Genomic DNA, 25587 nt, shown 5'->3' with positions numbered 1-25587 from the left:
TGTTTTATTGAACACGCTGTTCTACTTCTTGACAAATTTCATCAGCCGTCATACCTGACGCTGTAATGACAGATGCCTTTGTCGTTGTGTCTGAAATGCCAAGAACATTTGAATCTAGTCCTGTGACCACATAGCAGTCACACTGATCCATTTGCTGTTCATTTTGAATACGTACGACATCATACCCTTTTTGCTTCAAAAGCTCTTCTACATCGGATAAAGATGGTTCTACACCAATTCTTGTCATAATCAAGAACACCTCCTGTACATAAGGTGTACAGGAGGTCATTTGATTATTCATTCACCTGCTTGCTTTTTAAAATAAGCCGTCATAACGTTCACAGCTGTTTCAATCGCATTTTCGTCAGGAGTGAGCTTGGCATGGTGCAGACCATATTCTGAATCTACCCCTAGCCAAAACATGAACCCAGGGTATTTTTTCAGCATGTAGCCGAAATCTTCTCCTGTCATCGCTTCTCTGCATTCAATGACATTCGCAAGCCCTTCTTCGGCTACATATGTCATAAATTCCTCTGTCAAATCCTTTGAATTGTCCACTTCGTAATAAGATGAAGGGTATCGAACTGTCGCCTTGCATTCGTAACCAATTTCAATTCCCTTTGCGAGTGCTTCAATTCGTTTTCTCACCTTTTCCATAGACTCTGGCGAGAGCGTGCGAATGGTTCCATCCAGCTTTGCATGCTGCGCAATGATATTTTGAGCAGTGCCACCTGTAATCGTACCAACTGTAATGACGGCACTATCAAGAGGGTCCACATTACGTGAAATCACTGATTGCAGCTGCCCTACTAGTGCACTTGCAGCCACTACCATATCATTTGCTAAATGAGGGTATGCGGCATGCCCGCCTTTTCCTTCAAGATCGATCACAAGCTCACTCGTATTAGCAAATAATAGGCCCGGCTTTGTTGCAATCGTGCCGACTGGATATTCAGGTGCAATATGCAGCGCTGTAATAAAGTCTGGCGTCCACTTTTTTAGAACATCACTTGCAAGCATTGGTTCAGCACCGCCTGGCCCTTCTTCTGCCGGTTGGAAAATAAATAGCAGATCTTCTTTGATTGGCTGATGCACGAAATGATCAATGATACCAAGAGCAATGGTCATATGAAGATCATGTCCACATGCATGCATGTTGCCCTCATGTACCGATTGAAATGGGTAGCCCGTTTCTTCAGGGATAGATAATCCGTCCATATCTGCACGATACGCAAAGACGCGCGTAGGATTTGTCCCTTTTACTTTCACAAAAAGTCCAGTCCGCCATGTTTCCATCTCGATTCGATCTGTTGGGTACGATTCGAGATGCTTGATGAGGTAAGCTTGTGTTTTAAATTCCTTAAAACCAAGCTCAGGAATTTGGTGTAAATCTCTTCGAATGGATATTAATTGCTCACGATTTAACAAGTGAACTCGCTTCCTTTCCTCTATACGAATAAGACGTGGATATATCATCCACGTCTATGTCTTCAGCTGCGAATTGTGTCAATTAAAGCTGACGCAGTTCTTGTTTGATTTCAGTTTTACCTTTTGTTTTTTCATCAATGTCTTTGATTTTCTTTGCAGGTGTACCTGCTACAACCGTGTAAGGCTCGACATCGTTCACAACGATCGCTCCAGCTGCTACAACTGCACCTTTTCCAATTGTTACACCTTCTAAAACAACAGCGTTTGCACCGATGACAACATCATCTTCTACTACAACTGGCTTAGCAGAAGGCGGCTCAATAACACCTGCAAGAACAGATCCCGCACCGATATGACAGTTCTTACCTACTGTCGCACGGCCGCCAAGAACAACGTTCATATCAATCATCGTACCTTCACCGATGACTGAACCGATATTAATAGAAGCACCCATCATGATGACTGCATTATCGCCAATTTCCACTTGATCACGAATGATTGCACCTGGCTCAATACGTGCTTTGATGTTTTTCAAATCCAACATAGGAATCGCAGAGTTACGACGGTCATTTTCCACGACAACATCTTCAATTTTGTCTTTGTTTGATGCTAGAGCTTCTTGAATTTCGCTCCACTCACCGAAGACAACACCAGTGTTACCTGTGATAAATGTTTTTGCATGTTCACCAAATTCAATACCTTCTAAGTCCCCTTTAATGTAGACTTTAACAGGTGTTGATTTTGTACTATTTTGAATAAATGAAATAATTTCATTAGCGTCCATTTGTTTCATGTATGTATGTCCTCCTCTTAATTTATACTTCATTACTGTACCAAAGGAGAGTTTTAATGACAAGTGAAAGAATTGTCTGCGCCTTGGCAAATAAAACAAGCGGGCCTCTTTATCCCGCTTCTTGCTGGTGAAGATGAACAAATTGTCTACCAAAAGAAATCAATTCCTCTTCCTCGTTTCCTTCTGGATTCAGCTCTATTTTGATGGATGGTAGGACGATATCACCGCCCAGCTCCTTCACTTTTTCTTCAATTAAATCCACAGCTCCACAAAAATGTTCATAAGATGTATCTCCAGAACCGAATACAGCAAATGCTTTACCCGTCAAATCAAGCTCTTCCATTTCTTCATATAGATCAATAAAATCATCTGGAAGATCACCATCTCCCCAAGTATATGCACCTAACAGAATGTGCGAGTAATCATGAAGAAGTTCAGCATCAATATCCATCGCTTCATGCCGGTCCACGCTAGCACCAGCTTCCTTTAATCCTTTTTCGATTAAATCAGCCATTGCTTCTGTATTTCCTGACATTGTGGCATACACCAATAAAACTTTTTTCGTCACTTTTTCTTCCTCCTTATTAATGAATCAGTGCAGGTTCCTCATAAGGCCTGACAAACTTACTTTCATATAAACCCGCACAGAAAAAATTCTCCTTTTGATTGGCGACACGAAAACCGTGCCCTTTGATCGTATCAAACCACTTGAGCTCTTTTTGCTCTATATCAAGCTGATACACCTTAGAAAATCCATGCTCGTCCTGTGAGGTGGTCACGTACACAATGCCGTTATCCTCTGACACATCCAAAAATGATTCCTCTCGCGCAAAAGCTTGTGATTGAATATCATGCAGCATATTTGTATGTAAGTCTAAAATTTGAACAGATCCTCTTTTCCCTTTTTTAGAGCCCAACGCACAGACAAGGAGGTGTTCCCCGCAAAGCAGCATAGAAGCAGTCATTCGGTGCTCTTCTCTGTTTAGGAGAAAAACCTGTTCACTTTGGAAGTCATACACCCATATTCCTCCATGCACCTCATGAATCTGTGTTCCAATATAAAGATAATCGCCGGCTACACATAATGAGCGAATCACAGGGGGCTGATTTACATGAGCAAATGGCTTCATAATTTCCCAGGAAATTCCGAAATCGGTTGACACATAAATACTATGCTTTCCATGTGCGCATACAAACCCATCTTTGCGTCCTGTAATAGACCAAACAACTGCATTTGTCGGAAAAGATGATAGCGCCCACGTATGGCCCTCATCTCCTGATCGTATGACAGTTCCATTTTCACCAACACCGAACAAATACGGACCAATATAACTGATAGCGTGGATTTTATGCTTGAGCTTAAAAAGCTGCTGCCATCCGCCCTCCACACTGTAATGAAAAATACCTTCTCGTTTGACAGCAACAAAGTAGCCGCCACTTTTAGACGCAGCAACAGCTGTCGCACCTTTATGAAACATGATTTTCAACTCTTTTCTCAGACAATGATGCCCACGTTAAAAAGCTCGTTGCAAACTCCTCACAGCACGCCACATCTTCATCTGTATCTGGCGCAAGTTCCATTTTCAATGTTTCAGGAAATACGGCTGCACCTGTCGATTTCAGCATGTCATGAAAGGTATGAACAGCCTCGCAAAACTTCGGATAACTGTAATCGCCTGATCCAAATACCGCCGCTTTGATGTGACTAAGTTCAAGTGCTGAGACCTCTTCATAAAAATCTTCAGCTTCATAAGGTAAATCACCGTCACCCCATGTATAAGAGCCGATCATGACATAATCGTATGAAGAAAGATCTTCTGCACTTGTGTCGTCAAATTCCATCATCTCTGTCTCTATCCCTTTTCCTTCAAGCGTTTGTTTTAAGATCGTTGCCATATCTTCCGTATTGCCAGACATACTCGCAAATGCAATTAGTGCTTTCATCTATTGGTCACCTCATCTAAATGATAATCATTTTCAATTATTATATGTACACTTTAAATGATAATGATTTTCATTGTCAAATGTTTTATGAAAAGGTGCTGTTCAAAATACACATGACGTACATCAATAAAACCGCTCATTCCAATTGGAAGGCGGCTTTAACTGATCATCACTCTATCTCTTTGTGATTTACTCTTTTTTTATTTCTGAATAAAATATGGACCGCAATCGGATTCGTGCGTCATCACAAATGTCCAATTTTCTTCCCAATCCATGACATACAGATCGCTATAGTCCATGTGTCCGTCTGTATACGGCAATTCCTTCACTGACAGGTCAGCAGCGTTTTCAAACAGATACGCTTCTTGAGTAAATTGATAAAAAATAGTACATGTATGCTTCGATTGCTGATGAAAGGCGTTTATCGCTGCCTCTTTTTCAAGGCATTCAACTTTTCCCCAGCTGCATAAGTGCCATAGGAAGCCATCCATCCAATCTCTTTTTGTTCTTCTAAAGAAAGATGACTTGCAAAACGTCCACGCCATCTCTCGCGTAAATAAGTTCCCCACTTCGGTATATCCATCTTCTTTTTTTGTTGATTTCTCATCATTTCTTCCAGCTTTCTGCTTTTTCAGTATGAAACAGATAAATCTATTAGAAACCTAATCAAACCACTTATCCTAAAAAGCACCTCCTCTTCCAGAAGTACTTACACTGCCTCACTTTCAAGCATTTCTTTCACCACACCAACAAATGCTTGAACTTGTTTTAACTGAAAAGAGGCTTCATATCCTAACAGCCACGTGTCACGTCCGATTTGCTCTCCATTTGCGTCTACGAGCGGGGTTTTGTGTACGCTTTTCTCATGATCATATAAGGTGACCGAAGGCAAAATGGCGTAGCCGATACCGTGATAGGCCATTTGTTTACATGTCTCAATCTGGTCCACAAGAATCGTCTGTTTTGGCGACACTTTAAACTTTTGATGCCACCAGTGCTGAATTTCTTGATAATAGGTGCTATCACTTTTAAATTGAATAAACGGGCGTTCTGTCTCAATTAACTCATCCACGTCCTTGATGACAGAATCGACTAAATATAAATGATCGGTCATTAAGTATTCCTTTGTGCCCTTCCAATCAGGATTCCCGCGAATGATGCCAATGTGGACATGGTCTTCATACAGACTTTTAAGCATCTCACTGCTCCAGCCTGTCACAAGAGATACTTTGGCATTTGGGTATTTCTCGACATACCGCTTCAGCACCTTTGGCAGCCAGTGCTGACCAATAATGGACGCAACGGCAAGCTTGAGTGTACCGTGAATTTCTCCTTCAAGCTCGTCAATTCTCTCTCGCACTCGATCCTGCTCAGTCGTGACCTCTTTGGCGAATTGAATAATCTGTTCGCCAGCTGAAGTGACTGTCAAACCTTTTTGTGAACGAAAAAAGATTTTGGTTCCCCACTCTTTTTCAATCGTTTGCAGCCTTTGAGATAAGGCAGGCTGAGAGACAAAGAGCCGCTCTGAAGCCTTTCTCATATTCAATTCCTCACTAAGTACAACAAGCATATGTAACTCTTGAAGCTGCATGAACGCCCTCCTTCTCTTGATAAGTTTTTCTTATTTTATATAGTCATTATATAAATAATAGCTTATGAAGGCAAAAAAAATAAGCTGGGCTGCAGCTCATTTTTTTGCGGAATGAATGACTTCATTTAAGCGCTTTAATACAACACGCCGAGTGAAAATTCCTTCGAATACTTGCTCTTCATTTTCCACACAAACAAATCCATTATTCGTCACAGCGTGAACGCCTTTTAAAACAGGATCCGTCGTTTTCAGTCTTGGAATATCTGATAGCATGACCTCTTCTACCTTCAATTGATCGAGCTTTTCAAATTCAATTCGTTCTAAGCCAAAGATTTTATCCATGATCATATTTGTTCCAATTAACCCATGAAGGTGATAAGAAGCATCCAGAACAGGTATGGCTGTATATCCTGTTTTTGTCAGGACCAATAGGGCGTGCTCAAGATTATTTCCAATTTGAACGTGTGCCACTTTATCTGCATCAATCATATGCTCAGCTACTGTTGACTCAAGTAATTGAGCCGGTTCTATCTCTATCATGTTTCTTCGACCCCTTTTCTCTCAATCATCAATCATACATTCCCCTTTAACATTAAGCATAAACTAAAACGAATTTTGTCGAAAGATTTTTTTCTGCATAAAAAAGATACTCAGCGTAGAGTATCTAATAGAATGTTCAATCGATATTAATTCTCAAACCTTACTCTGTCATACAATGTGATCAATTTCTTATACGTATTGTCGTCGACATTTTTTGTTCCACATTCTATATCATTGATCTCACTGCTTAGTAATTCGACAGCATATTCCTGATTCAGTAATACGTTTAATAATAGCTTTTTCTCTTCTTCATTAAAACGATTTTCGATGACGCTCATTCAACATCAGGCCCCCTGTTTCATATATGCTTTTATATTGATTAGCAGGCGTTTGAATGTCTGCTTCCTCTCTATACAGCTAGAATAAGGAACTAGAATCGAATCGTCAACCGCACGTTTCGACAACGTTTGGAGAAAAATGACGGAATTTATTTTGTGTATCGATTGGCGTAGCAAAATGCTGCGTATGAGTCGGGTTTTATTTTTGCTTCAATTCCCATGGCTGTGATCATTCCGGTCATTTCCTGGATCAGCTCTTTTGTACTTCCTTTTTTGCCAATATCTAGATGGACTTCAAAACGAAGGTCTGCCCCTTCCTCAGCAAACGGAAGAAGCAAATCCATCAGTTCTGTTAAAGGTCCCTCAAGGATGTCTGCACATACCTTTTGGCTAAACGCTGTCTCTAATGAAATTTTTTCTCTAAGACTTTGTACAGGCCGATTCAACACTTGCTGCGTGAGACAGCCCCAAGCTCCTTTGCCGATCCGGTGAAGATGAATTGCAGTCATAAATCTTGTGACATTCTGATTGACCTGAGAGTCCGTACCAATTGATAGTACATAAACAGATCTCGGGTCTTTCTGAATAAAGTCTTTCATTCTCATGACAACATCAGAAAACGCTAAATGCTCTTCAGAAAGATTAAAGAAAAAAGAATCACTCACAGAAAGGAACTCCTTTTCAATGGTCTCTTATCCGAATATTGCACTGAATGATCATCTTCCATTTGTTCATCACTTATGAAGTGTATGCTTCCGCAATCAACGAAGGAATTCTTAGAAAAAACATTTCATACGATTCAGCTTAGGATTGTAGAAGCTCAAAAATCTCAATCGAAATCATATCAATGTTGTCAAATGGGAAAGTGTTTGGCTTATCCCCTTGTTGAAAAACAGTCAATTCAAACGTTTGATTCTTTTCGAAATACTTAACACTACAGATTTTCTCACCGTTCACTTCGAAATAACGCTGTGCCGGCTCGTTTGCAGCTTCTGCTGTCTCTTGAAGACTTTGCAGCCTTGTAATGATACCCATTAATTGTGACATTCTAAAAAAAGACTCCTTTCAAAAAAACAACTCAAGATGAACCCGTATTGATTATACACAAGTCCTACAAAGCATCATACCATAAAGTGTTCTCAGATGATATTTTTCCTCTTGAATTCAAAAAAAGAAAAAGAATCTGTTTTTTTATTTTGAGTCTTTTTTCTTTTCTCATGCATCTTGTTTTTTATAAACCGGCCGATCTCATCAGGCGTTTTGCAATTTCGTCAAAATCTTCTTTCGAAATACCTGGAGCAAACTCTTCCGGCAAATCTCTATAATCTGGCACGGGTGCACCTTTTGGCGTGCCCTCAATAACTGTCAGCGGCTTTCCATCAATCGGATGGTTTCCTTTCCAAATTTGATTGATATCCTTATAATCCGTATCACTAAATGTATACAGTTTTGTATGAATATTCTGATCTTCAAACTTTCTTGCAGAGTCAAAGTATTTATTGTCGAGATTTGGAATTGGCAGCATCTTCCCAACATCTACCCCTGTCGCTACCTCAAGGGCTTTTGCATACGCCACAACATGAACGCCGCCTCTGACAAGTAAATAACCGATCATTTCTCTTGCCGTAGGGTGATCCGTCATTTCATATACACGCATTTTATGCGTGCGAGCTCCGCACTCTAGGAAGAAGTTATGAAGAAGATCCAGAATCAGATTACCACTTGAGAACACATTCTCACCCGTCCACGGCTTTGCCATGGAGTCAAACGGATAGCCTGTTTGTGCCGTTTGGATAAAATGCTGCGTATTTCGTTTATCAACAGCCGCTTTCATCGGGGTCGTATCTGGATCGCCCCCATGGGTGGTTCCCGTAATCATGAGATTGACTGCAGTTGTCACAAGCTCTACATGACCGAATTCTTCAGCTGTAATACTTGATACAAGATCATAAAATGGTTTGAGCTTTCGTTTCCCTCTAAAGTTAAACGATTGAAACATGTAGTTGTTTAATGTGGACATTTCACCAAATTTTCCGCCGAGTAATTCTTGCACAGCCGCTGCACCATTTGCATCTGGGTGATCTGGCATTGGTAAATCAATCAGCAGCCGCTTGTCACGTTTGATCATGACTTTTCCCTCCTACTGTCTAACTATCATCATTTAAGGTGTATGGATGAATTGGGATGTCCTATGCATGAAGGGAATGATTGGCGCACAAAAAAAAACTTGGCGGGGGTAGCGCCAAGTTTTTTGGATCTTGATCTGATAGAGGGGTTGGGGAACAGAGAGTAGCTTCTCTCTATAACTAAATGATAATGATTATCAGTTTCATTGTCAACCATTTTTTCTATCTTTTTTCTAATAAAAAAAACAGCCATGACGGCTGCTTTTAAATTAATCCTTCCTGCTCATATAGATAAGCATACGGAAGATCTACAAACAAATACACGTCTCCCTCTAGCGGATAAGAAAACGTACGTATTCGTTCTCCAGTTTCTAAATCACTGTAGATATCGCTAAAAAATCCTTTTCCGCTAATTCTCATTTGAAGAATATTTGCTAGAAAATAAGGGCGCCAGCTCCAGTTTTTCTCTATATACTCTGGCTGAAACAGCCATTCTTTCTCTTTCTTAAATACGTTTCCAGTGATTTGAAACCCTTCTTCATTACACATATAAATGCGAAAGCTGCAATCGGTTAGTTCAAGTGCCAGTTTTTGTATAAGTTCATCATTTGTGCTGCATGATTTTTTTAACGTACTGACGGCGTGATGAATTCGCTTATAAAAGGTTTCAGAATGTTCATAGACAGCTTGGAGTTTCTTTTTCTCATGGGCAATGAATTGTTGAAATTCTTCTTTAAGCTGCTCTTTTCGTTTGTTACGGTCAATTAATTGTGCGGCAGGCTCGTGAAGGTAGAAGCCTTGAAAATATCTTCCGCCATTTCTCCATGCATATTGCAGCTGAAAATTCGCTTCAATGTCTTCATAGATTAAAGCCGCTCCTATTTTTCTTGCAAGAAGTGAAATGCTGTATAACACATATTCATAGGAAGGAGATGGAGACGAAGCCCTTAAAGCCTGAAGATCTATTTTTAATAGATCAGGTGAAAGCAGAGCAATCCGGTCAAGATTGCTGCTTTCTTTTCCTATATTAGATACGGCGATTTTGATCCCATATGTACGATAATACGTTAACGTATGGTAAAGCTGTTCAATGTCGCCGCTAAACGTATGTTCAGTAATTTCAATGACAAACCGGTTAAGCTGAATACCCCTTGCTTCATATTCTTTTAAAAGTTCTAAGAAACTTTCGCCATGATCAAGCATGAGGACATTCGCATCATGATTAATAAAGATGAGCAAATCTTCATCTGCGGTCGTGAAGAGATCAAGCGCTTGACTTAATACTCTGTGATCTACTTCCAATTTATATTCGTCAGGAATAGATGAATCCGTAAAGAAGGAGCCTAGACTAACTGTTCCCGACTCAAGCTTCATTCTTCCAAGAATCTCATAGCCTATCACTTTTTGTTCCTCCGCACTGAAGATCGCTTGATAGTGCGGGAAAACATCTTCAATATTCGTTAAAATATCCAATGGATCGACCATTTTCATCACCTGCTTCTCTCTTTGTGTGATTATACCATATCAAAAGCAGGTCTTACACGGTCATTCAAAATGGTGATTGGTTGAGCCATTGCCCCCCATCCATCGTGATACAATCTCCATTAATATAAGATGCATGCTCAGATAATAAGAAACTCGCAAGTTCTGCAATTTCTTCTGGTGTGCCAAGTCTACCGAGCGGAACACTATCTAATGTTCTTTGGGCAGCCTCTTCAGATTCCCACAGTTTATCTGCACCACCTGTTCTTTCAATGGGTCCCGGCGCAATGGCATTTACGCGAATCCGATATTGCTTTCCCCATTCCACAGCAAGCGTTCGGGTAAGCGACAGTACGCCTGCTTTTGCGGCTGCTGAATGCGCTACACCAACACCAGCCCCCCATGCATATGTGGCGACCATGTTGATCATACTTCCGCTTTTCTTTTGACGAATCCAATAGTTGCCCACTGCATGGCTGCAAAAAAAGGTGCCATTTAGCACAATATCAATGACCGCTTTCCAGCCGTTAGGAGACAGTTTTTCTGCTGGAACTAAAAAGTTGCCTGCCGCGTTATTAATAAGTGCATCCACATCACCAAATGTATCTACCGCAAACTTCACCATTTGATCAGCATCTTCTGGATGTCGCACGTCCATTGGAAAATAAGCGATCGAACCACCTTGCTGTTTGATTTCATTTGCCGTTGTTTCAAGGGTCTCTTCTGTTCTTCCAGTAATCACAACATTCCAGCCCCCGAGTGCCAAATGAGTCGCCATCGCCTTTCCCATTCCGCTTGATCCTCCTGTGACAATCACTGTTTGCTTCGTCATTTGTTCTCCCCCTTTGTGTGTTTTGAATGACTATTCATTCATTATCCATCTATCATATCATGATTTCCCCTCCATACACCATATGGGAGATTCATCAAAAATCATGCTATACTTAATTTTATTTTTAAAGGAGTCTTATATGAAGCAACTTTCCCGTAGGCAGTTTTTAAAAGGAGCAGCTGGTGCGAGTATTCTCGGACTTTTGGCGACCACATCCGGTTATGGCTATGCTCGGTACATTGAGCCGCGCATGATCGACACCGTATCACTCACCATTCATGATGCTCAGCTACCGGCTTCTTTTGACCAATTTAAAATTGCGCAATTTAGTGACGTTCATTTAAGTGATACATTTTCGGCAAAAGATTTAGAGACTGTTGTCCAAAAGATCAACGCTGCATCTCCAGATCTCATTGTGTTTACAGGTGACCTTGTTGATTTTGAAGCATCGATTGAAGAACATGAAAAAGCCAAAGCCTCTTTGTCTAAGCTTGATGCTCCGTTTGGAAAGTTTGCCATATGCGGAAATCATGACTACGGACCCTTTGGCATTGATGTATATGAAGAAACGATGAAAGCTTGCGGTTTTACATTATGTAAAAATGAAGTGTTTCACTTAGAAAAAGAAGGCGGACGCATACAGATCGCTACACTGGATGATCTCATGATGAGTATGCCTGATTACCATTTCATCAAACGAGAAGTCTCTTCTGATCTCTTTACGTTATTGCTTGTGCATGAGCCTGATGCCGCACTAGAACTTGAAACAACACCTATTAACTTGCAGCTTTCTGGGCATACGCATGGCGGTCAAATACAGCTTCCTTTCTATGGACCGATTCTCACAGCACCTTTTGGGCGTATATATGTCGAAGGCTTATACGGTAGCTATCAGCACCGTATCTATGTCAACCGCGGGCTTGGGACAACTAGACTGCCGCTTCGGTTTTTAGCCAAACCTGAAATCACTTTTTTCACCTTAACATCTCACGTGTAAAGAGAAGCCAAATCACCTTTTCCTGCATATGTATAAACAAAGATCATTCTCATGACAAATGTTAGGAGAAACCTTACTGGGCCTGATCCCGTCCATATAGTATATGTGAGGCGGGGATCATGGCTTCTTTTATTTGAGTAAAAGGAGTGTACTTTCGTGCTGCGATACACGGTAAAAAGTGGAGAAACACTTGCTTCTATAGCACTTGATTTTCGAACAACGACAGATGATTTAAAGGCTGCAAATCCGTCACTTCAAGCCCGCGAGCCAGAACAAAATGAAGTCATCATCATCCCTGGATTACCGGATCCTAACACGATCCCTTACCGCATATCTGTGTCAATTTCAGCGAAACGTCTCGTGCTGTTTTCTGGATCACAGCTCTTGCGCTCATACCCGATTGCAACCGGCAGAATATTAAACATGACACCGACAGGTTCTTATTATATTGTCAACAGACAGCCAAACCCAGGAGGTCCCTTTGGCGCCTATTGGCTGAGCCTTTCAAAAATTCATTACGGCATCCATGGAACGAATAACCCGTCTTCAATTGGTAAAGCTGTGTCTAGAGGGTGCATTCGCATGTACAATCAGAATGTCATCGAACTTGCTTCAATTGTTCCAAATGGAACACCTGTGACCATTAGCCAGTAGGAGAAATTAATTGTACGAATGGTTAAAATTTTATATGATAGAAAGTGGGATCTTCAGGTTAAGGAGCGTATTTATGGATATTTTTAAAAACAGAAATTTTGTTCGTCTCTTTTTTGCAGCACTTGCCTCGCAAATGGGGACAACAGTAGGCAATATGGCGTTTGCCTTTTATTTGCTCGACCATTTTAGTCATCAGCCCGCTTACGCCACTTTAGCAGAGTTAATGTATTCACTGCCTACGATCTTTGTCTTTTTTATGGTCGGTGTGGTCGCAGACCGTTTTGATCGTAAAAAAGTCGCAGAGAATTGTGATTGGATACGAGCTGGGCTGACGATCGTTTTATTTATCGTCATTTATTTTAATTCACTGCCGCTTATTTTCTTGATCTTGTTTATACGAAGTGCCATTACGAAGTTCTTCTATCCAGCTGAAGCCTCTCTCGTTCAGGCCATTTTAAATAAAGATCAATATGCAAAGGCTGCTAGTTTAAATCAGATGCTGTTTAGTTTGTTTATGGTATTTGGTGTTGGAATTGGTGCCATTATGTATAAAACGATTGGACTTCACGGTGCCATTACCATTGATTTGGTCAGTTTTATTATTTCCGGTATTCTCATTCGATCATGCAATATTCCAATTGAAGCACGTCAGCCTAATGGACAAGCAGGCTGGAAAGGCATGACCGTTAAAACATCTCTAAAAGATTTTAAAGAAGGCATTCTCTATATTTTAAAAAATAAATTATTGGCTTCTTTAATTTTTGGCTTTTTTGTTTTTGGTCTTGTGAATGGCGCATTTGCCGTTCTTCCGATGTTTACAATGAAATACGGTCTTTCACCGGACCATTTTGAACTGCATACATCCTTTTTTACGATCGCAATCGGTGCCGGACTTCTAGTTGGAAGCATACTTGGCTCTATTCTTGCGAAAAAGGTAAAGATGCAATATCTCATGTCGATTCCAATTCTAGTTGCAGGTATTTTAATTTTTGTCCTTGGTTCTACCCATACATTATGGTTATTTTATGTCACATCATTTGTCATTGGTACATGTATTGGTCCAGTCAACATTGTCATTGGAGGCTGGCTCCCAAGAATTGTTCACCCTCGTCTGATGGGACGCGTATCAGGGTGGGTTGATCCGCTCACCATGTTTGCACAATCATTGACGCTAGGTTTAATTGCCGTGTTATTTCCAAAGCTCATCACCAATGTTTCTTACATTTATTACGGAATGGGTATTATTATTTTACTCGTCTTCCTTTTTTACTTCATTACACTGCCAAAGTTCAGCAGAGAAGCTGCTGACTTAGATGTACAGCGTGAATTAAAAGGTCAAGGAGTACAATAGATGAAGCAAAAAGGGCTAAAATAATGTTTATTTTAGCCCTTTTTCTTCTTTTCAGCGTGATAGAAAACCTTTGCAGTCTAAGATGGACTAGTAATGGCGCGGAGCGAAATTCACATTCGTGAGCACCAGCACACAGAACTGACAAACCCCACCTTTACTTCAAGTAAAGGTGGGGTTTTCACTTAATTTAATAAAATTGATCAGTTACCTTACGTTGGACTAGGTCCTTTCCATGTCCAGTTTGCTAATTTCTTAAGATTCATGGCAGCGAAAGTAAGCATCGCCTGCATCGAAACTTTTTTCAATCCTCGAAGTTTCGTCCATCGCATTCCATGCTTTTCTTTTGCATCCGCAAAAACGCGTTCAATCGTTTCTTTCCGTTTTGCATAGATGTTCTTATTCATTTCAGTGAGTCTCAGATGGTCTGCTTCGTCTAGGTAGTCCTGCCAAATATGTCGGTGAATCTGTTTGGTGTGATTTTGACTTTGTGTACAGTTATCTAGAAACGAGCAGGATTTACATACCTCTGAATCGGACGCATATTGCTTATATCCCTCTCTAGTCGTTGTACGATAAGAAAGAATTTGCCCGTTTGGGCAAATGTAACAATCAAAATGTGCGTCATATACGTATTCATTCTTTTTCAAGTAACCAGCTTTTGTTCTCGGGCGGGTGTAAGGCATGACAGGTCTTATCTCTTGATCCATTAAAAACTTGGCGATATATGGTGTTTTATATCCAGCATCAACTGCGACTACATTGGGTTTTCCGACTTTCTTTGTCACCTTTGATACGAGTGAATCTAACATACGACTATCATGAACATTTCCACCAGTGACCAGTGATCCTAAAATAAATCCTTTTGAATCACAAGCCGTATGAAATGAATAAGCAAATAATTTTTCACGTTCATCCTTTACATAGTAGCCACTCTCTGGGTCAGTTGTACTGACCTTGATTTCTTTTTTCTCTTTCTTATTCTGTAGGGGTAACGGCTTTTTTCCATGTTCCTCACGATCAACATTGATCTCCTCATGAAGCTGATTTTGATAACTTCTCGTTTCTACTCGAACAATTTTCTTTTCAAGTTTTTTCTTATTGGCGTTTGCTTTTACATGAGTTGAATCAATGAAAGCGATAGATGGATCAACGAGACCTTTTTTCATCGCTTCTCTTAAGATTCGATAAAAAATTTGTTCGAATAAATCTGTATCATGAAAGCGTCTCACGTAGTTCTTACCGAAAGTAGAAAAGTGCGGAATTTTCTCCGAAAATCCATATCCAATAAACCAACGATAAGCCACATTAGTTTCAATTTCTTTAATGGTTTGACGCATAGAGCGAATGCCAAATAGGTATTGGATCAAAACCATTTTAATAAGAACAACGGGATCCACACTTGGTCTGCCGTTATCAGAACTATAATGATCTTTGACAAGATCATACACGAAATCAAAATCGATCGCTTGATCAATTTTTCGTACAAGATGATCTTCAGGCACTAATTCATCTAAGGCCACTACTTCTAATTGATTTCTTCTTTCTTCTTCACGTTTCGATAACATGTTCATCCCCCACAGAAATGTGTTATTACCCTTATTATACAAAAAAGCTTGTAGACTTTGTCTACAAGCTGAGGACTTTCTTCTATAGAAAGTCCTTTTTTCATGGCAGTAACATAAACGACGCTTATTTTTTCTGCTCATCGAAATGATTTGAAGCAAAATGAACGATTCTATCGACTGTATAAATGCTAATAAATAAGATAAGAAAAAGAAGAAAAGGATGAATCGGCTGATCATCTACCATGTACACAATGCCTCCAACGACAAAAGCGATCAATAAAGGCGTTAAAATATCTTTCAATCTAAACCGTCCTTTCTGTTCTCATTGACTTTGCTCTTCTTATCTTATAACAAATTTTTCTTTTTATGAACTAAAAGGGATGTGTATAAATGCAACATTTTTAATAAAAATTCTTTACAATATTGGAATTTTTATAGTAATATAGTCAGATTGGAGGTGAGGGGTATGCTAAAAAGCTATTATTTTATTCATTCAAAAAATGAACATGGACAATATGTTGTACATACAGAAGACTGCGCATTTTTAGGTGATGCAGCAAGCCGTACGTTGATTGGTCTGCACATGAACAGTGAAAGCGCCATGGATGAAGCCAAAAAAATGACGAGTGAAACTGATTTTAACGGCTGTTTTTACTGTGCTTATTCTAGCCATACGAAATAGTCCATGTTTTCAAGCCATATGTTCGACTTTGATTGTCTTGCATATGGTAGATTTTACACGATGAACCATCTATACATTGATAAACTACCCATTGATTCAAATAGGTAGTTATCTTGTTATGATAGTTCACTTTGTATACATTTCACTACATCCTCTAATGATCGAAAACAAACGATCCTTTAACTTATGCACCCCTACTGCATCTTCTACCAATGCTCAGCCAATTCCTACCACTTGAATATTTAACATAATGGTATTCTTTTTATCTAAAACAGCGAGACATTCATCATAAAAGTGATAGAAAGATGTGTCGACCTCTTCAAATTTCAGCAAGGTTTCAACATCATGATTTTTGGCTATTTTAAATAATAACCATGTAATCTTATTGCTTTTTACAATAAGTCTATTTGCAATTTACTAATAATAATCCAACACATTACCAAACATACGTTCCAAGTAAATTAAAGTATTGATATGACTGACTTTCTCCTAATTCACAAAAATTCCACCTTTGATCTTGAGAGGAAGCTATACAGGATCATCTATAATATGAGCAGGTTTCGGAAAAACCCCACAATTGAGGACTTAAAAATAAAAACAGGTAAAGACGAACAATCTATACGAAAAGCCGTTAAAAATCTTATGTCAAGAAATGAATTGACATGGGATAAGGAAAAGAAGGAATGGCGGTTCAAATAAAAAAGAAGCCCCCGAAAAGGGCTTTTTTTAATGGAATTTATCATAACCGATACTTGATGTGTGTCCTCTGATAGCTTCTTCATGGTTTTGTGAAAAGGCGAAATAACCAAGCGTGCTCAAAGTGCCAATAACGATAAGGGTCGCTACTACTGACTTAAATTTCATAAAGGCAATCGCTCCTTTTAATTAATTTTTGGAAGAAAAGAATCTTCTCGTAAAAGTTCGACGCCCGATCCTTATCTCCTACTGAATTATACTTTCTTGCTGCATCTTTCGATAATTCTTCAAGAATTGCGTACATGCCTTTTTTGCTCAAATAATCAATATCACTATGAACTTTATCATAATCTTCATTTACATAAAGCGCCTGATAGAATGTGAACACTTTAAGCATTACATCATCATTTAATTTTTCAGCCAACTCTATTCCCTGGTTGAGGGCGTACAAACCGAGATCATTGTCATTATTGTGAAAATACGATCTTGCTAGCATAATCAAGGGATCGAGAATTCTGTTCAAGTGTTCATATCCTTGTTCCTTAAAACTTGTCACTGATTCTTTAAAGTATTTTGTTGCATTATCTAAATCTTCGGAATGGAAATGGCTTAATCCTAAATTATATAGAGCCGAGCCTCTTAATCTTTTAGTCGTACTATCTACTGATTTTTCTAAGGCTTTTTCGAAATGAGGCATTGCTTTTTCGGGGCATCCCATATCAATATAATTCAGTCCGATGATGAAGGAGCATTGAATTTCTCTAATTGTATAGGTGTCTTTTTCTCTATAGCATTCTATGGCTTTCGCTATGTGGTGCATAGACATGTGGGTTTGTTTCATGTGGTAATAGATTTCAGCCATTTTGTAATTGAACTCGGCACGCTCAATATCGTCACTAACTAGAGAAAGTTTTTTTTTCAGCACGTTTATAAAATGTAATAGCGTTCAAATAGTTATAATTCTCAAATTCATACATACCGTGGAAGAAGTTAAAATAGTATTCAAGTAATCCCGTTAGCTTCTCTTGTTCCCTTTTTATTTCCAAAGTTAGTTTCTTGAAATCAGCACGCTCATGACCATCTTTCAACGGATCAAGATAATCAAGCATGAGTTTGTGTCTAAACTCCATTAAAGAGTAATATAAAAGTATATCTTGGTTTTCTTCCATGCGGTCTAACGAGTCTTTTATATCCTCTTTATAAGCCTCCGCATCCGCTACGTTAAACCTTTGAATATGATAATACCATTCGTTGATTTTAACGCCTACGTGTGACGATAGAACTTTCTCCATTCCATCTAACCTCCCTATATCATCCCTGCATTTACATATAATAACATGACTATTTATTTTTAACACCGCAAAATTCACGCAATTTAGACATTGATCAATACATTATTATTGATCATTTTTGCGGTCGTAACGCTTAAAGACATGATTACATATTGTAACTGTCGAATATATCCCTATAAAAACGAGTAAAGCAATATATATATCATTTAAACGATTATCAGCAAAATAAACGATAGTTCCGACTACAGTCGCAACCAATACAGTTGTAATGAGGTCTTTCATCCAGATCAATCAACCTTTCAATATATTTTCTACATTTTATTACAAAAAAGGTGGTAATCAAACAATAAACTGCTTATAATAGGTAATGTATTACAATATTACTAGAAAGAGGGTTAATATGAAAATTTACAAAAGTTTATCTATTGCCGCTATGTCTCTTGTTTTAACGTTTTCTGTAAGCGCTCCCGTTTTTGCTGACGAGAAGGTTCAGACTCCAATTGAACATACCGACCAAGCCTCTTATTCAGTATTGGATGATAACATCTTGAAATCGGAAGTAGAAACTCAAGCTAGTTGGGACGGTCAATTTAAATCAGATTATACCATTCCGTCCCATATTGTTGCAGCTGCTGCAAGTGCTGGTGCATATAAAATTTCTCAATATATGATGGGCACATTGAATGTAAGTGGTGCGGCTGCGGCTGCATTAACTGGTATGATTACAAATTACATCTCAACAAAAGGCAAAATTAGACTTGTTTCGACTGAAAAATATCGTTGGATTAAGAGATATACTAAAGCTGAATACCAAGCAACCACAAAAATATATGTTAATGGCAAATATAAAACAACTAAATCAAAGAAATGGATTTCTGAAGTAGATAACAATATTGATAGCTTAGATAAATAATAAAACAAAAAGCCCCTATCCATTAAGGACAGGGGCTAACTTAATTTTCTATAGACGTACGACTATAGGTTTTTATTTTAATAGCTTTTCGAGCTTTGCTTTAGTCTTCGGACCATAGATGCCGTCGACGGCAAGACCATGCATCAATTGGAATCGTTTGACCGCATTTGCTGTTTTTGGCCCATAGTAGCCGTCTATTCCATTGTTTTTGGCTCCCTTTTCAGGATAGAAATATACAGCAGCCAATGCCTCCTGCAATGCTTTTACTCCAGCGCCCTTTGTCAAAGGCTTGGTTACTTTAATAATGCCAAATGGTAAGTTAAATGACTTTTTAGACGTGCTTTTCTTTGGCTTGGATGACGTATTTTTGACAGGTGTCGCTTTCGTCGGCTTCGCTGTTGCCTTTTTACTCGTATGAGCGGTTGCAATACCTGCCTTGAAGCTGTCCCAACGATTAAGCAGCTTGCGGGGACATTCTTTCCCGCTCCAATGCTTATGCGGCACAACGTTTGCTAATGGAATCCCTTTGTTATGCATACCTTTTACAAATGAGTATAACTTACAGGATCATTTAAATCTATAATGAAAATTCATTTTCCCGTTTGGATGGATAACAATATGATCAATGAGCTTATCAAACACATGCTTCAAATCGTTCTCTTTGTCTTCAAGCTCTCGTAGAACCGCCTGCATTTCCATCATTGAACTTTTCTCATCATGAACCTGCTGTAAGGAAAAAAAACTCTGTTCAAACTTAACAATTTTAGCTTGAATGTCATTTCTCTTCATTTGAAATTCTGATTTGGTAATCATTTGATCTTCTAAATAAAGTTCAAGCAACCTTTTATTTTTCGCTTCTAGCGATTTCAACTCTGCTTTTATAGACTTTATTTGTTTTTCTTTTTGCTCAAATGCATTTTTTTGTAGTCGTGTGATATATCCCTAGAGAATTCAATGAGATTTTCAATAACTAAATCTCGGACCTCTTCATAAGTGACGGGAACATGGTTCACACAGCCTTCGGGACCAGATCTCCTGTAATTACTGCATTTAACATATTTCCAATATGTTTTCTCTCCGTTTTTTTTAGCTCTGCTGGTTTGGATAATGACCATATTAGATCCGCATTTCCCGCAAATAAGCAGCTGTCTAAGCGCATTCCACGGTGTGAATTTAGTTTTTTTATTAACTGTTGGTTTATTATTTGCTCTCTCCCACTCTTCTCTTGAGACAATCGGCGGGCAAAAGTCTTCATAAATGTTCCATTTTTCAGGTGGATTTCTTATAAATTTTTTTCTACCATCAACTTTGATCGTGGTATGTCTATTAGCAATGTGCACACCACAATAAATTGGGTTTTTTAATATGGTTTGAACTGTTGTAAGCTGCCAATTTTTTGTTGTTCTAGGAGGAGGTATTTCACCAATTTTGCACTTTTCTTGCAATGCATATGTAACTCTTTTCTGACCTAGCCCCTCGTTGTTATAAAGGTGGAAAATCATCCTAATTACTTGAGCTTCACTTTCGTTAATTACAAGGTGTTTACCATCTTTCATGTAACCGTAGGGTACTCGACCAGAATGTTCACCACGCCTTGCTTTTGCTGCAAGTACACCACTTATATTGACTGACATAGACTTAGGTAACTGCTCCGCAAACAGAGCAGACATTTCAAATTTCATTGACGCCTTACTCTCGTACAGAGAGTCATAATCTTCTTCGAGTGTAACGACACGAACCCCATTAGACACTAGAATCTCACTGATGTATAACGCATCTTTTAAATCACGGGCAAGACGTGTGATGGACTTAAAAATCACCATTTTTATTTCTTTCTTTTCTGCCAATGAAAAAATGTATTTCATTGCTGCCCTATCTTCAAGAACAGTACCACTAATACCATCATCTAACAAAACAGAACGGTCATCCCATTCATAATTATGTTGCTCGATCCAGTACCTGCAAACGTCGATCTGGTTTTCTTTAGAACTTATTTGTTCATCTCTGTCCGTTGAAACCCTTGTATATATTTTATAAGGGTAGTCGTCATATTTAATGATTTCACCAACTGCTTCTTTGCGAAAGTGCATGCAACACACCCCAATTATTTGTTTTTCTTAAAAATTATAACATCTATATTGAAGATTTCGTTGAAAATCATTCACAAACCCCTCTATTGTTATATAATGGTTATTGATTCAAAAAGTACCTATCCTTAGGGGGAACCAAATGTATATTTTCATTTCAATATTCGCTGGTCTAATGGTTATAGGAATTGGTTTTGGCCTTCTCTTATTAATTTTCCCGAAATCAAGAAGAGCAGGTAAGAACATATTTTTTTCTTCTCTTCTTATATTATTATCTATATCATTTTTGAATTCATTTGTTTGGAAATACGAAGGTCACAAAATTTCATCAATAACTCCTAAAGAATACAAACAATTAAAAGAAGGAATGACACCAGAAGAAGTTAAAAAAATCGTTGGTGGTTCCGCTATGTCAGAAGAAATAGATGGTGATAATGATTTTAATTGGGGATACGAAGGAGAAAATGGAATTGAAAATGATTCGTCAGCTCGCTTATATTTCGAAGATGACCAGCTAAGCTTTAAAATTGAAAATGGTTTGCTGACAAAACACAATGAAACAGATTCCGAAGAAACATACGAGTCAGAAGCAGCAGATGAAAAAGATGAATTAGAATCTTTGAAGAGTGATGCTGAATATGAAATTGAATCTATTATAGAAGATAATTACACTACTGCTTCAATTGAAAAAATTGAAATTAATGAAGATATGGGATCGGATGAGCAAAATAAATTAATTGCTCTTGTTCACTTGTCATTTGATGCAAAAAATTCTGCTCAAACATCTTATAATATGGTGGAAATGTATAGTGATGACTTGGCTGCAAACATTGGCAAAGATAATGATACAGTCAATCAGATAGCTGTATTTTGCAAAGTTCCTTATATAGATGAAGAAGAAACAGTTGCTAAATTCTCGTATGAACGTTCAGGGGAACAAATGAAAATTACCGATAAAGTATCTTCTTTAAAGTGACCCTTCAAGTTAAAAGGGTTTCATTCATTATAACCGAACTTACATTCCCTAAATGAAAAAATATAAGATGAGTGGAACTTTTAAAACGTTACAAGTAAGATGATAAATGTGGTATTATTACAATACTTTATTATGATAATAAATAAAATACATTGAGTTTTTGGTGAAATAAAACAAACGGGAGGTAACTTATGAATAAAATATACGAATCGAAAATATGGAGAAATATAAGTTTTTATAAGACGTTACACTTTATAGTTTACACTTGGATTTTGACTACCATTTTTAATAATATTGCTGATAAAGAATTAACCAAATTCTTGAATGCTAATAATGAAACAATATATACATACAACTATTCGTTTGGTGCCACCCGTCTGATACTTGTGATTCCCGCAGCATTACTTGGTTTATTTATTGTAATAGTGTTGGTCAAAATAAGAGATAGACTTTTCCCGAAATTAAATACACTTAAGGCAATAGGGTTCATACTAAAATTAATCAAATTATTATGGAAAGCTTTACTATACGTAGGTATCGCTACAATATCTCTGATAATCTGGATTGCGGCTTTCTTGTCTAATAGTGGGGGGAGTACTTCTTCTGTCGGAGGTAGTTATAGGAAAGCTTCTGTCGGAGGTTCGAATAATTCGAATAGTAGAGAGAAATTAAAAAAGGAAGCAGAATGGAAAGCAAGACAATTGCAAAAGGAAGCTGATTACGCATATAAACATGCGGGCAAACAAGCCCAATATAATATCAATTCGTCTCATTTTGACAGCAAACTCAATAGAGCAAATGCAAAACAACATGAAGCTAATAAAGCAGCAAAGAGAGCGCGAAATTTATAATTATGTTTTCATCAAGCACTTTAATATTAATCTGTTAAAAGACCACCTTGCTATAGGGTGGTCTTTTAACAGATTTTTAAATTTTATGGAGATTTTAATTATAAGAGTAGTCTTTCTTTATTTGTGAAAACACACACCTTCAAACTCTTCCACACTCGTTATTTGAACATCTAGTCTTTATCACCTATGTAAATTGTATCATTTTCACGGAAGTTCAGTATTTATCCCCCAATCAATCTCCGTATAATGGTAAAATCGCTAATGATTGTAACCAAGCATTAAAGGAGAACGCCATGAAAACGTTAGATGTTCAGGCTTTGCATCATGGAATTGATCAAACTCTGACACAGTTAAAACAACAATCACAACATATGAAATCCCTTGAAAGTCAAATCAATCAAATCATTTCACTGGATGGCGCACTAAAGGGGGAAGCAGGAGAATCGATTCGAGCCTTTTATGCAGAGTGTCATATCCCTTTTTTGCAATTCTTTCAAGTCACGATTGAAGAATACAGCGCCGCACTCAAAAAGATAAAGAATGCACTTCATGCATTTGAATCAAATGAAAATGGTTTTATCTCACAATCGTTTCTCGAACATGAGCTTGATCAAGGGTTAAAAAATGCCGAACGAGCCGTATCTGATATCGTGTCAGATGTGAGCAGCGCCCTCGGCAAAGTCAGCCATATTATTGATTTACCAAGTGTGGACGAGTCTGCTTTTCAAGCAAGCTATCAAAAAGCATGGATGAACATCTCAAAAACCATCGGAACGCTCCATGCCTTTGACCAAGAACAGGCCAGTGCTTTGAATGAAACCAAAACCTCCATCCAAACAATGAAGGAATACATAGACACTCTAGGCACGATGTTCACTGGTCCGAAAATTGAGATCACCAGCTATCAAAAAGGCTTCATTCTCAAAGATGAGGAAGACAAAAAGATCAGCAGCAGCATCAGCGGATTGAATAAAAAAATAGACAATCCCGACGAAACTCCGATGATGGTCATGCTCAAGAAGCTGAATGATAAAGAGCGATCGAATGTGGATACGGTTGTTGGCAATGAGACCCGCCAAAACATCCACAGAGAAGTAAAAACAAACGATCCAACGCTTACCCCATTGCAAAAAGAAGCCTTAAACAGAAAAAACCGGATTTATGGAGACATCCGGGTCATCAATGATAAACTATACAATGTAAAAGGCATCAAAAAACTCAAAGAATTCGATATCGCAGATGAAGTTGTCACAGACCCATCAGCCATTGATTACATTGGCGGGCGGTATACCGTTTACGCCAATAAACAAATCATCCGAACGTATATCGTAAACGGTAAAGTAAGGATCGAAGAAGTCGACAACATCCCAGAAAGCCGAAGCAACGGGAACGCTGAAGTACTTGACTCGGCATTTGAAGGAACTCCTTTGGAAGCTCTGGGCTACATAAACTTAGGCAGCGCTTCACGAACTTTAGGAAAAAAAGCAATTAAAAAAATTGAAAAAACTTTGAAGAATGAGGTAAAAGATGTTAAGAAAGTGATTACTGAAAGGAGCAGATCGCTTGATCTAAAGGAACACCCCACAAAAACAAAACAGTTCAGCTCGAAAAAAATGAAAGAACTAAAAAACAAGATTGACAATCGTACAATTACAAAACAAGAATACCAAGACTATATCTGGAATAAAAAATTTGCTAAAAAACGCAAAGCCGGTGTTACAGAATTTTGGGATATGGAAGCAGAGCGAATAATGAAAGGGCAACCTACAACTAGAAATTGGAATGAAAAACAGGTTCAAGATATATTGTCAGGTAAAGTCCCTAAATATGCCGGTAAGCCTATGGCTGGACATCATACTTATAGTGCATCTAAATATCCTCATTTATCTGATAAAGGTGAAATTATTTACCCAGCTACTTTTAAAGAACATTTTTATGGATGGCACGGGGGTAACTGGAGAAACAGCAAACCTGGTGAACCGATAAAATCTATTAAAGATTTCTAAGGAATGGAGTCGAATTTTATGAGCTCAAATAAAATTGATGTAAAAATACTGAATGGTGAAAATACAAACAGTTTTATTTCAATAATTAGAAAATATGGTGGAGAACCGATTGGCGAGATAAAGAAGAAAATAAGCGAAGGTCATTCTATACTAACTTGTTATTATGTTGATGATCCAGATAAACTAACGTCTCTGTTAAGTGTTATCAAAGCATTAGAACAAAAAGGAGCCGAGTTGGAAATAGTACAAAAAATCCAGGATTCAAGTAGAGTCATAGATCTTAATATTATTAAGAACTTGATCGATAGAAACAGACTGATAGAAGAACAAATACAGGAATATGATGATAATATGGAGGATTAATAATACCTGATAAAGCCATGAGAATTTAAAGTAAAAGGATGAATAACAAAGGAAAGCCCCTCCAACAAGGAAGGGCTTTT

At 38.3% G+C, this 25587-nt stretch carries 28 protein-coding genes and 3 pseudogenes; 10 read left to right on the top strand and 21 right to left on the bottom strand.

What is annotated here, in order from left to right; translation table 11 throughout:
* Positions 1-4: 4 nt before the first annotated feature.
* From NSQ64_RS07880 to fadH, 15 genes and pseudogenes are all read right to left on the bottom strand, one after another.
* Positions 5-247 (bottom strand): YkuS family protein, encoded by a 243-nt coding sequence (locus NSQ64_RS07880; RefSeq protein ID WP_003211408.1) that lies wholly within the window; start codon positions 245-247, stop codon positions 5-7.
* A 50-nt stretch (positions 248-297) separates the two neighbouring features.
* Positions 298-1476 (bottom strand): N-acetyldiaminopimelate deacetylase, encoded by a 1179-nt coding sequence (locus tag NSQ64_RS07875; protein WP_178930102.1) that lies wholly within the window; start codon positions 1474-1476, stop codon positions 298-300.
* Positions 1477-1510: 34 nt separating this feature from the next.
* On the bottom strand, positions 1511-2221 hold the full coding sequence (dapD, locus tag NSQ64_RS07870) for a 2,3,4,5-tetrahydropyridine-2,6-dicarboxylate N-acetyltransferase (protein ID WP_008347987.1): 711 nt from the start codon (positions 2219-2221) through the stop codon (positions 1511-1513).
* 109 nt (positions 2222-2330) lie between these two features.
* Positions 2331-2789: a flavodoxin gene (locus NSQ64_RS07865; RefSeq protein ID WP_008347989.1), complete on the bottom strand. Its 459-nt coding sequence runs from the start codon at positions 2787-2789 to the stop codon at positions 2331-2333.
* A 16-nt stretch (positions 2790-2805) separates the two neighbouring features.
* On the bottom strand, positions 2806-3699 hold the full coding sequence (locus tag NSQ64_RS07860; RefSeq protein WP_047946368.1) for a hypothetical protein: 894 nt from the start codon (positions 3697-3699) through the stop codon (positions 2806-2808).
* Positions 3689-4165, bottom strand: a complete 477-nt coding sequence (locus NSQ64_RS07855) for a flavodoxin (RefSeq protein WP_268382299.1) — start codon at positions 4163-4165, stop codon at positions 3689-3691. The genes NSQ64_RS07860 and NSQ64_RS07855 overlap by 11 nt, the downstream gene beginning before the upstream one ends.
* Before the next feature lie 200 nt (positions 4166-4365).
* A pseudogene (locus tag NSQ64_RS07850) lies at positions 4366-4772 on the bottom strand (DUF4275 family protein).
* Positions 4773-4874: 102 nt separating this feature from the next.
* On the bottom strand, positions 4875-5756 hold the full coding sequence (locus NSQ64_RS07845) for a LysR family transcriptional regulator (RefSeq protein WP_039168691.1): 882 nt from the start codon (positions 5754-5756) through the stop codon (positions 4875-4877).
* 96 nt (positions 5757-5852) lie between these two features.
* On the bottom strand, positions 5853-6296 hold the full coding sequence (cbpB, locus tag NSQ64_RS07840) for a cyclic-di-AMP-binding protein CbpB (protein WP_007498671.1): 444 nt from the start codon (positions 6294-6296) through the stop codon (positions 5853-5855).
* Between the two features lie 146 nt (positions 6297-6442).
* Complete coding sequence (abbA, locus tag NSQ64_RS07835) at positions 6443-6634, bottom strand: antirepressor AbbA (RefSeq protein WP_008347999.1); 192 nt, start codon at positions 6632-6634, stop codon at positions 6443-6445.
* 149 nt (positions 6635-6783) lie between these two features.
* A complete protein-coding gene (locus NSQ64_RS07830; RefSeq protein ID WP_024719568.1) occupies positions 6784-7299 on the bottom strand; it encodes a ribonuclease H-like YkuK family protein in 516 nt (171 codons plus the stop codon).
* 139 nt (positions 7300-7438) lie between these two features.
* Positions 7439-7681, bottom strand: a complete 243-nt coding sequence (locus NSQ64_RS07825) for a YkuJ family protein (RefSeq protein ID WP_003212254.1) — start codon at positions 7679-7681, stop codon at positions 7439-7441.
* Between the two features lie 184 nt (positions 7682-7865).
* A complete protein-coding gene (locus NSQ64_RS07820) occupies positions 7866-8762 on the bottom strand; it encodes a manganese catalase family protein (RefSeq protein ID WP_019743902.1) in 897 nt (298 codons plus the stop codon).
* A 262-nt stretch (positions 8763-9024) separates the two neighbouring features.
* Positions 9025-10245, bottom strand: a complete 1221-nt coding sequence (locus NSQ64_RS07815; RefSeq protein WP_268373881.1) for an EAL domain-containing protein — start codon at positions 10243-10245, stop codon at positions 9025-9027.
* Positions 10246-10309: 64 nt separating this feature from the next.
* Positions 10310-11074, bottom strand: coding sequence for a 2,4-dienoyl-CoA reductase (fadH, locus tag NSQ64_RS07810; RefSeq protein ID WP_061418951.1), 765 nt, complete (start codon positions 11072-11074; stop codon positions 10310-10312).
* A gap of 139 nt (positions 11075-11213) precedes the next feature.
* Between fadH and NSQ64_RS07805 the strand changes: the two genes are divergently transcribed.
* The 3 genes from NSQ64_RS07805 (at position 11214) to NSQ64_RS07795 (ending at position 14076) form a co-directional block, all read left to right on the top strand.
* Positions 11214-12071 (top strand): metallophosphoesterase, encoded by an 858-nt coding sequence (locus NSQ64_RS07805; RefSeq protein WP_144678868.1) that lies wholly within the window; start codon positions 11214-11216, stop codon positions 12069-12071.
* Between the two features lie 156 nt (positions 12072-12227).
* A complete protein-coding gene (locus tag NSQ64_RS07800; RefSeq protein WP_041507380.1) occupies positions 12228-12725 on the top strand; it encodes a L,D-transpeptidase family protein in 498 nt (165 codons plus the stop codon).
* A gap of 73 nt (positions 12726-12798) precedes the next feature.
* Complete coding sequence (locus NSQ64_RS07795; protein WP_268382302.1) at positions 12799-14076, top strand: MFS transporter; 1278 nt, start codon at positions 12799-12801, stop codon at positions 14074-14076.
* 209 nt (positions 14077-14285) lie between these two features.
* Here the strand turns inward: NSQ64_RS07795 and NSQ64_RS07790 are convergent, their stop codons facing one another.
* Both NSQ64_RS07790 and NSQ64_RS07785 read right to left on the bottom strand, forming a co-directional pair.
* Positions 14286-15641 carry an IS1182 family transposase gene (locus NSQ64_RS07790; protein WP_268357090.1) on the bottom strand — a complete coding sequence of 452 codons (1356 nt, stop codon included), beginning with the start codon at positions 15639-15641 and terminating at the stop codon, positions 14286-14288.
* 124 nt (positions 15642-15765) lie between these two features.
* Complete coding sequence (locus NSQ64_RS07785) at positions 15766-15942, bottom strand: hypothetical protein (protein ID WP_268382305.1); 177 nt, start codon at positions 15940-15942, stop codon at positions 15766-15768.
* A gap of 165 nt (positions 15943-16107) precedes the next feature.
* Here NSQ64_RS07785 and NSQ64_RS07780 point away from each other — a divergent pair, with 165 nt between their 5' ends.
* Together NSQ64_RS07780 and NSQ64_RS07775 are read left to right on the top strand one after the other, a co-directional pair.
* Complete coding sequence (locus NSQ64_RS07780; protein ID WP_268382307.1) at positions 16108-16323, top strand: hypothetical protein; 216 nt, start codon at positions 16108-16110, stop codon at positions 16321-16323.
* 474 nt (positions 16324-16797) lie between these two features.
* Positions 16798-17022, top strand: a complete 225-nt coding sequence (locus tag NSQ64_RS07775; RefSeq protein ID WP_268382310.1) for a hypothetical protein — start codon at positions 16798-16800, stop codon at positions 17020-17022.
* A 154-nt stretch (positions 17023-17176) separates the two neighbouring features.
* Here NSQ64_RS07775 and NSQ64_RS07770 read toward each other — a convergent pair.
* Positions 17177-18311, bottom strand: a pseudogene (locus NSQ64_RS07770) (response regulator aspartate phosphatase).
* A 400-nt stretch (positions 18312-18711) separates the two neighbouring features.
* On the opposite strand from NSQ64_RS07770, the gene NSQ64_RS07765 reads away from it, so the two are divergent.
* On the top strand, positions 18712-19224 hold the full coding sequence (locus NSQ64_RS07765) for a hypothetical protein (protein ID WP_268382311.1): 513 nt from the start codon (positions 18712-18714) through the stop codon (positions 19222-19224).
* A 72-nt stretch (positions 19225-19296) separates the two neighbouring features.
* Here NSQ64_RS07765 and NSQ64_RS07760 read toward each other — a convergent pair.
* The 3 genes and pseudogenes from NSQ64_RS07760 to NSQ64_RS07750 form a co-directional block, all read right to left on the bottom strand.
* A pseudogene (locus tag NSQ64_RS07760) lies at positions 19297-19746 on the bottom strand (peptidoglycan recognition protein family protein); the annotation flags it as partial.
* 45 nt (positions 19747-19791) lie between these two features.
* On the bottom strand, positions 19792-19926 hold the full coding sequence (locus tag NSQ64_RS07755) for a hypothetical protein (protein WP_341015875.1): 135 nt from the start codon (positions 19924-19926) through the stop codon (positions 19792-19794).
* 185 nt (positions 19927-20111) lie between these two features.
* Positions 20112-21314 carry a recombinase family protein gene (locus NSQ64_RS07750; protein ID WP_341015873.1) on the bottom strand — a complete coding sequence of 401 codons (1203 nt, stop codon included), beginning with the start codon at positions 21312-21314 and terminating at the stop codon, positions 20112-20114.
* A 139-nt stretch (positions 21315-21453) separates the two neighbouring features.
* Here NSQ64_RS07750 and NSQ64_RS07745 point away from each other — a divergent pair, with 139 nt between their 5' ends.
* From NSQ64_RS07745 to NSQ64_RS07730, 4 genes are all read left to right on the top strand, one after another.
* Positions 21454-22287, top strand: coding sequence for a hypothetical protein (locus tag NSQ64_RS07745; RefSeq protein ID WP_341015871.1), 834 nt, complete (start codon positions 21454-21456; stop codon positions 22285-22287).
* 191 nt (positions 22288-22478) lie between these two features.
* Positions 22479-23138, top strand: a complete 660-nt coding sequence (locus tag NSQ64_RS07740) for a hypothetical protein (RefSeq protein ID WP_268382322.1) — start codon at positions 22479-22481, stop codon at positions 23136-23138.
* Between the two features lie 293 nt (positions 23139-23431).
* Positions 23432-25144 carry a T7SS effector LXG polymorphic toxin gene (locus NSQ64_RS07735; protein ID WP_341015869.1) on the top strand — a complete coding sequence of 571 codons (1713 nt, stop codon included), beginning with the start codon at positions 23432-23434 and terminating at the stop codon, positions 25142-25144.
* An 18-nt stretch (positions 25145-25162) separates the two neighbouring features.
* A complete protein-coding gene (locus NSQ64_RS07730; RefSeq protein WP_268382325.1) occupies positions 25163-25507 on the top strand; it encodes a hypothetical protein in 345 nt (114 codons plus the stop codon).
* Positions 25508-25587: the final 80 nt, after the last annotated feature.

The organism is Bacillus sp. FSL W8-0183, assembly GCF_038006825.1.
Taxonomy (GTDB): Bacteria; Bacillota; Bacilli; order Bacillales; family Bacillaceae; genus Bacillus; species Bacillus altitudinis.
This window is presented reverse-complemented; position numbering and strand designations above follow the sequence as displayed.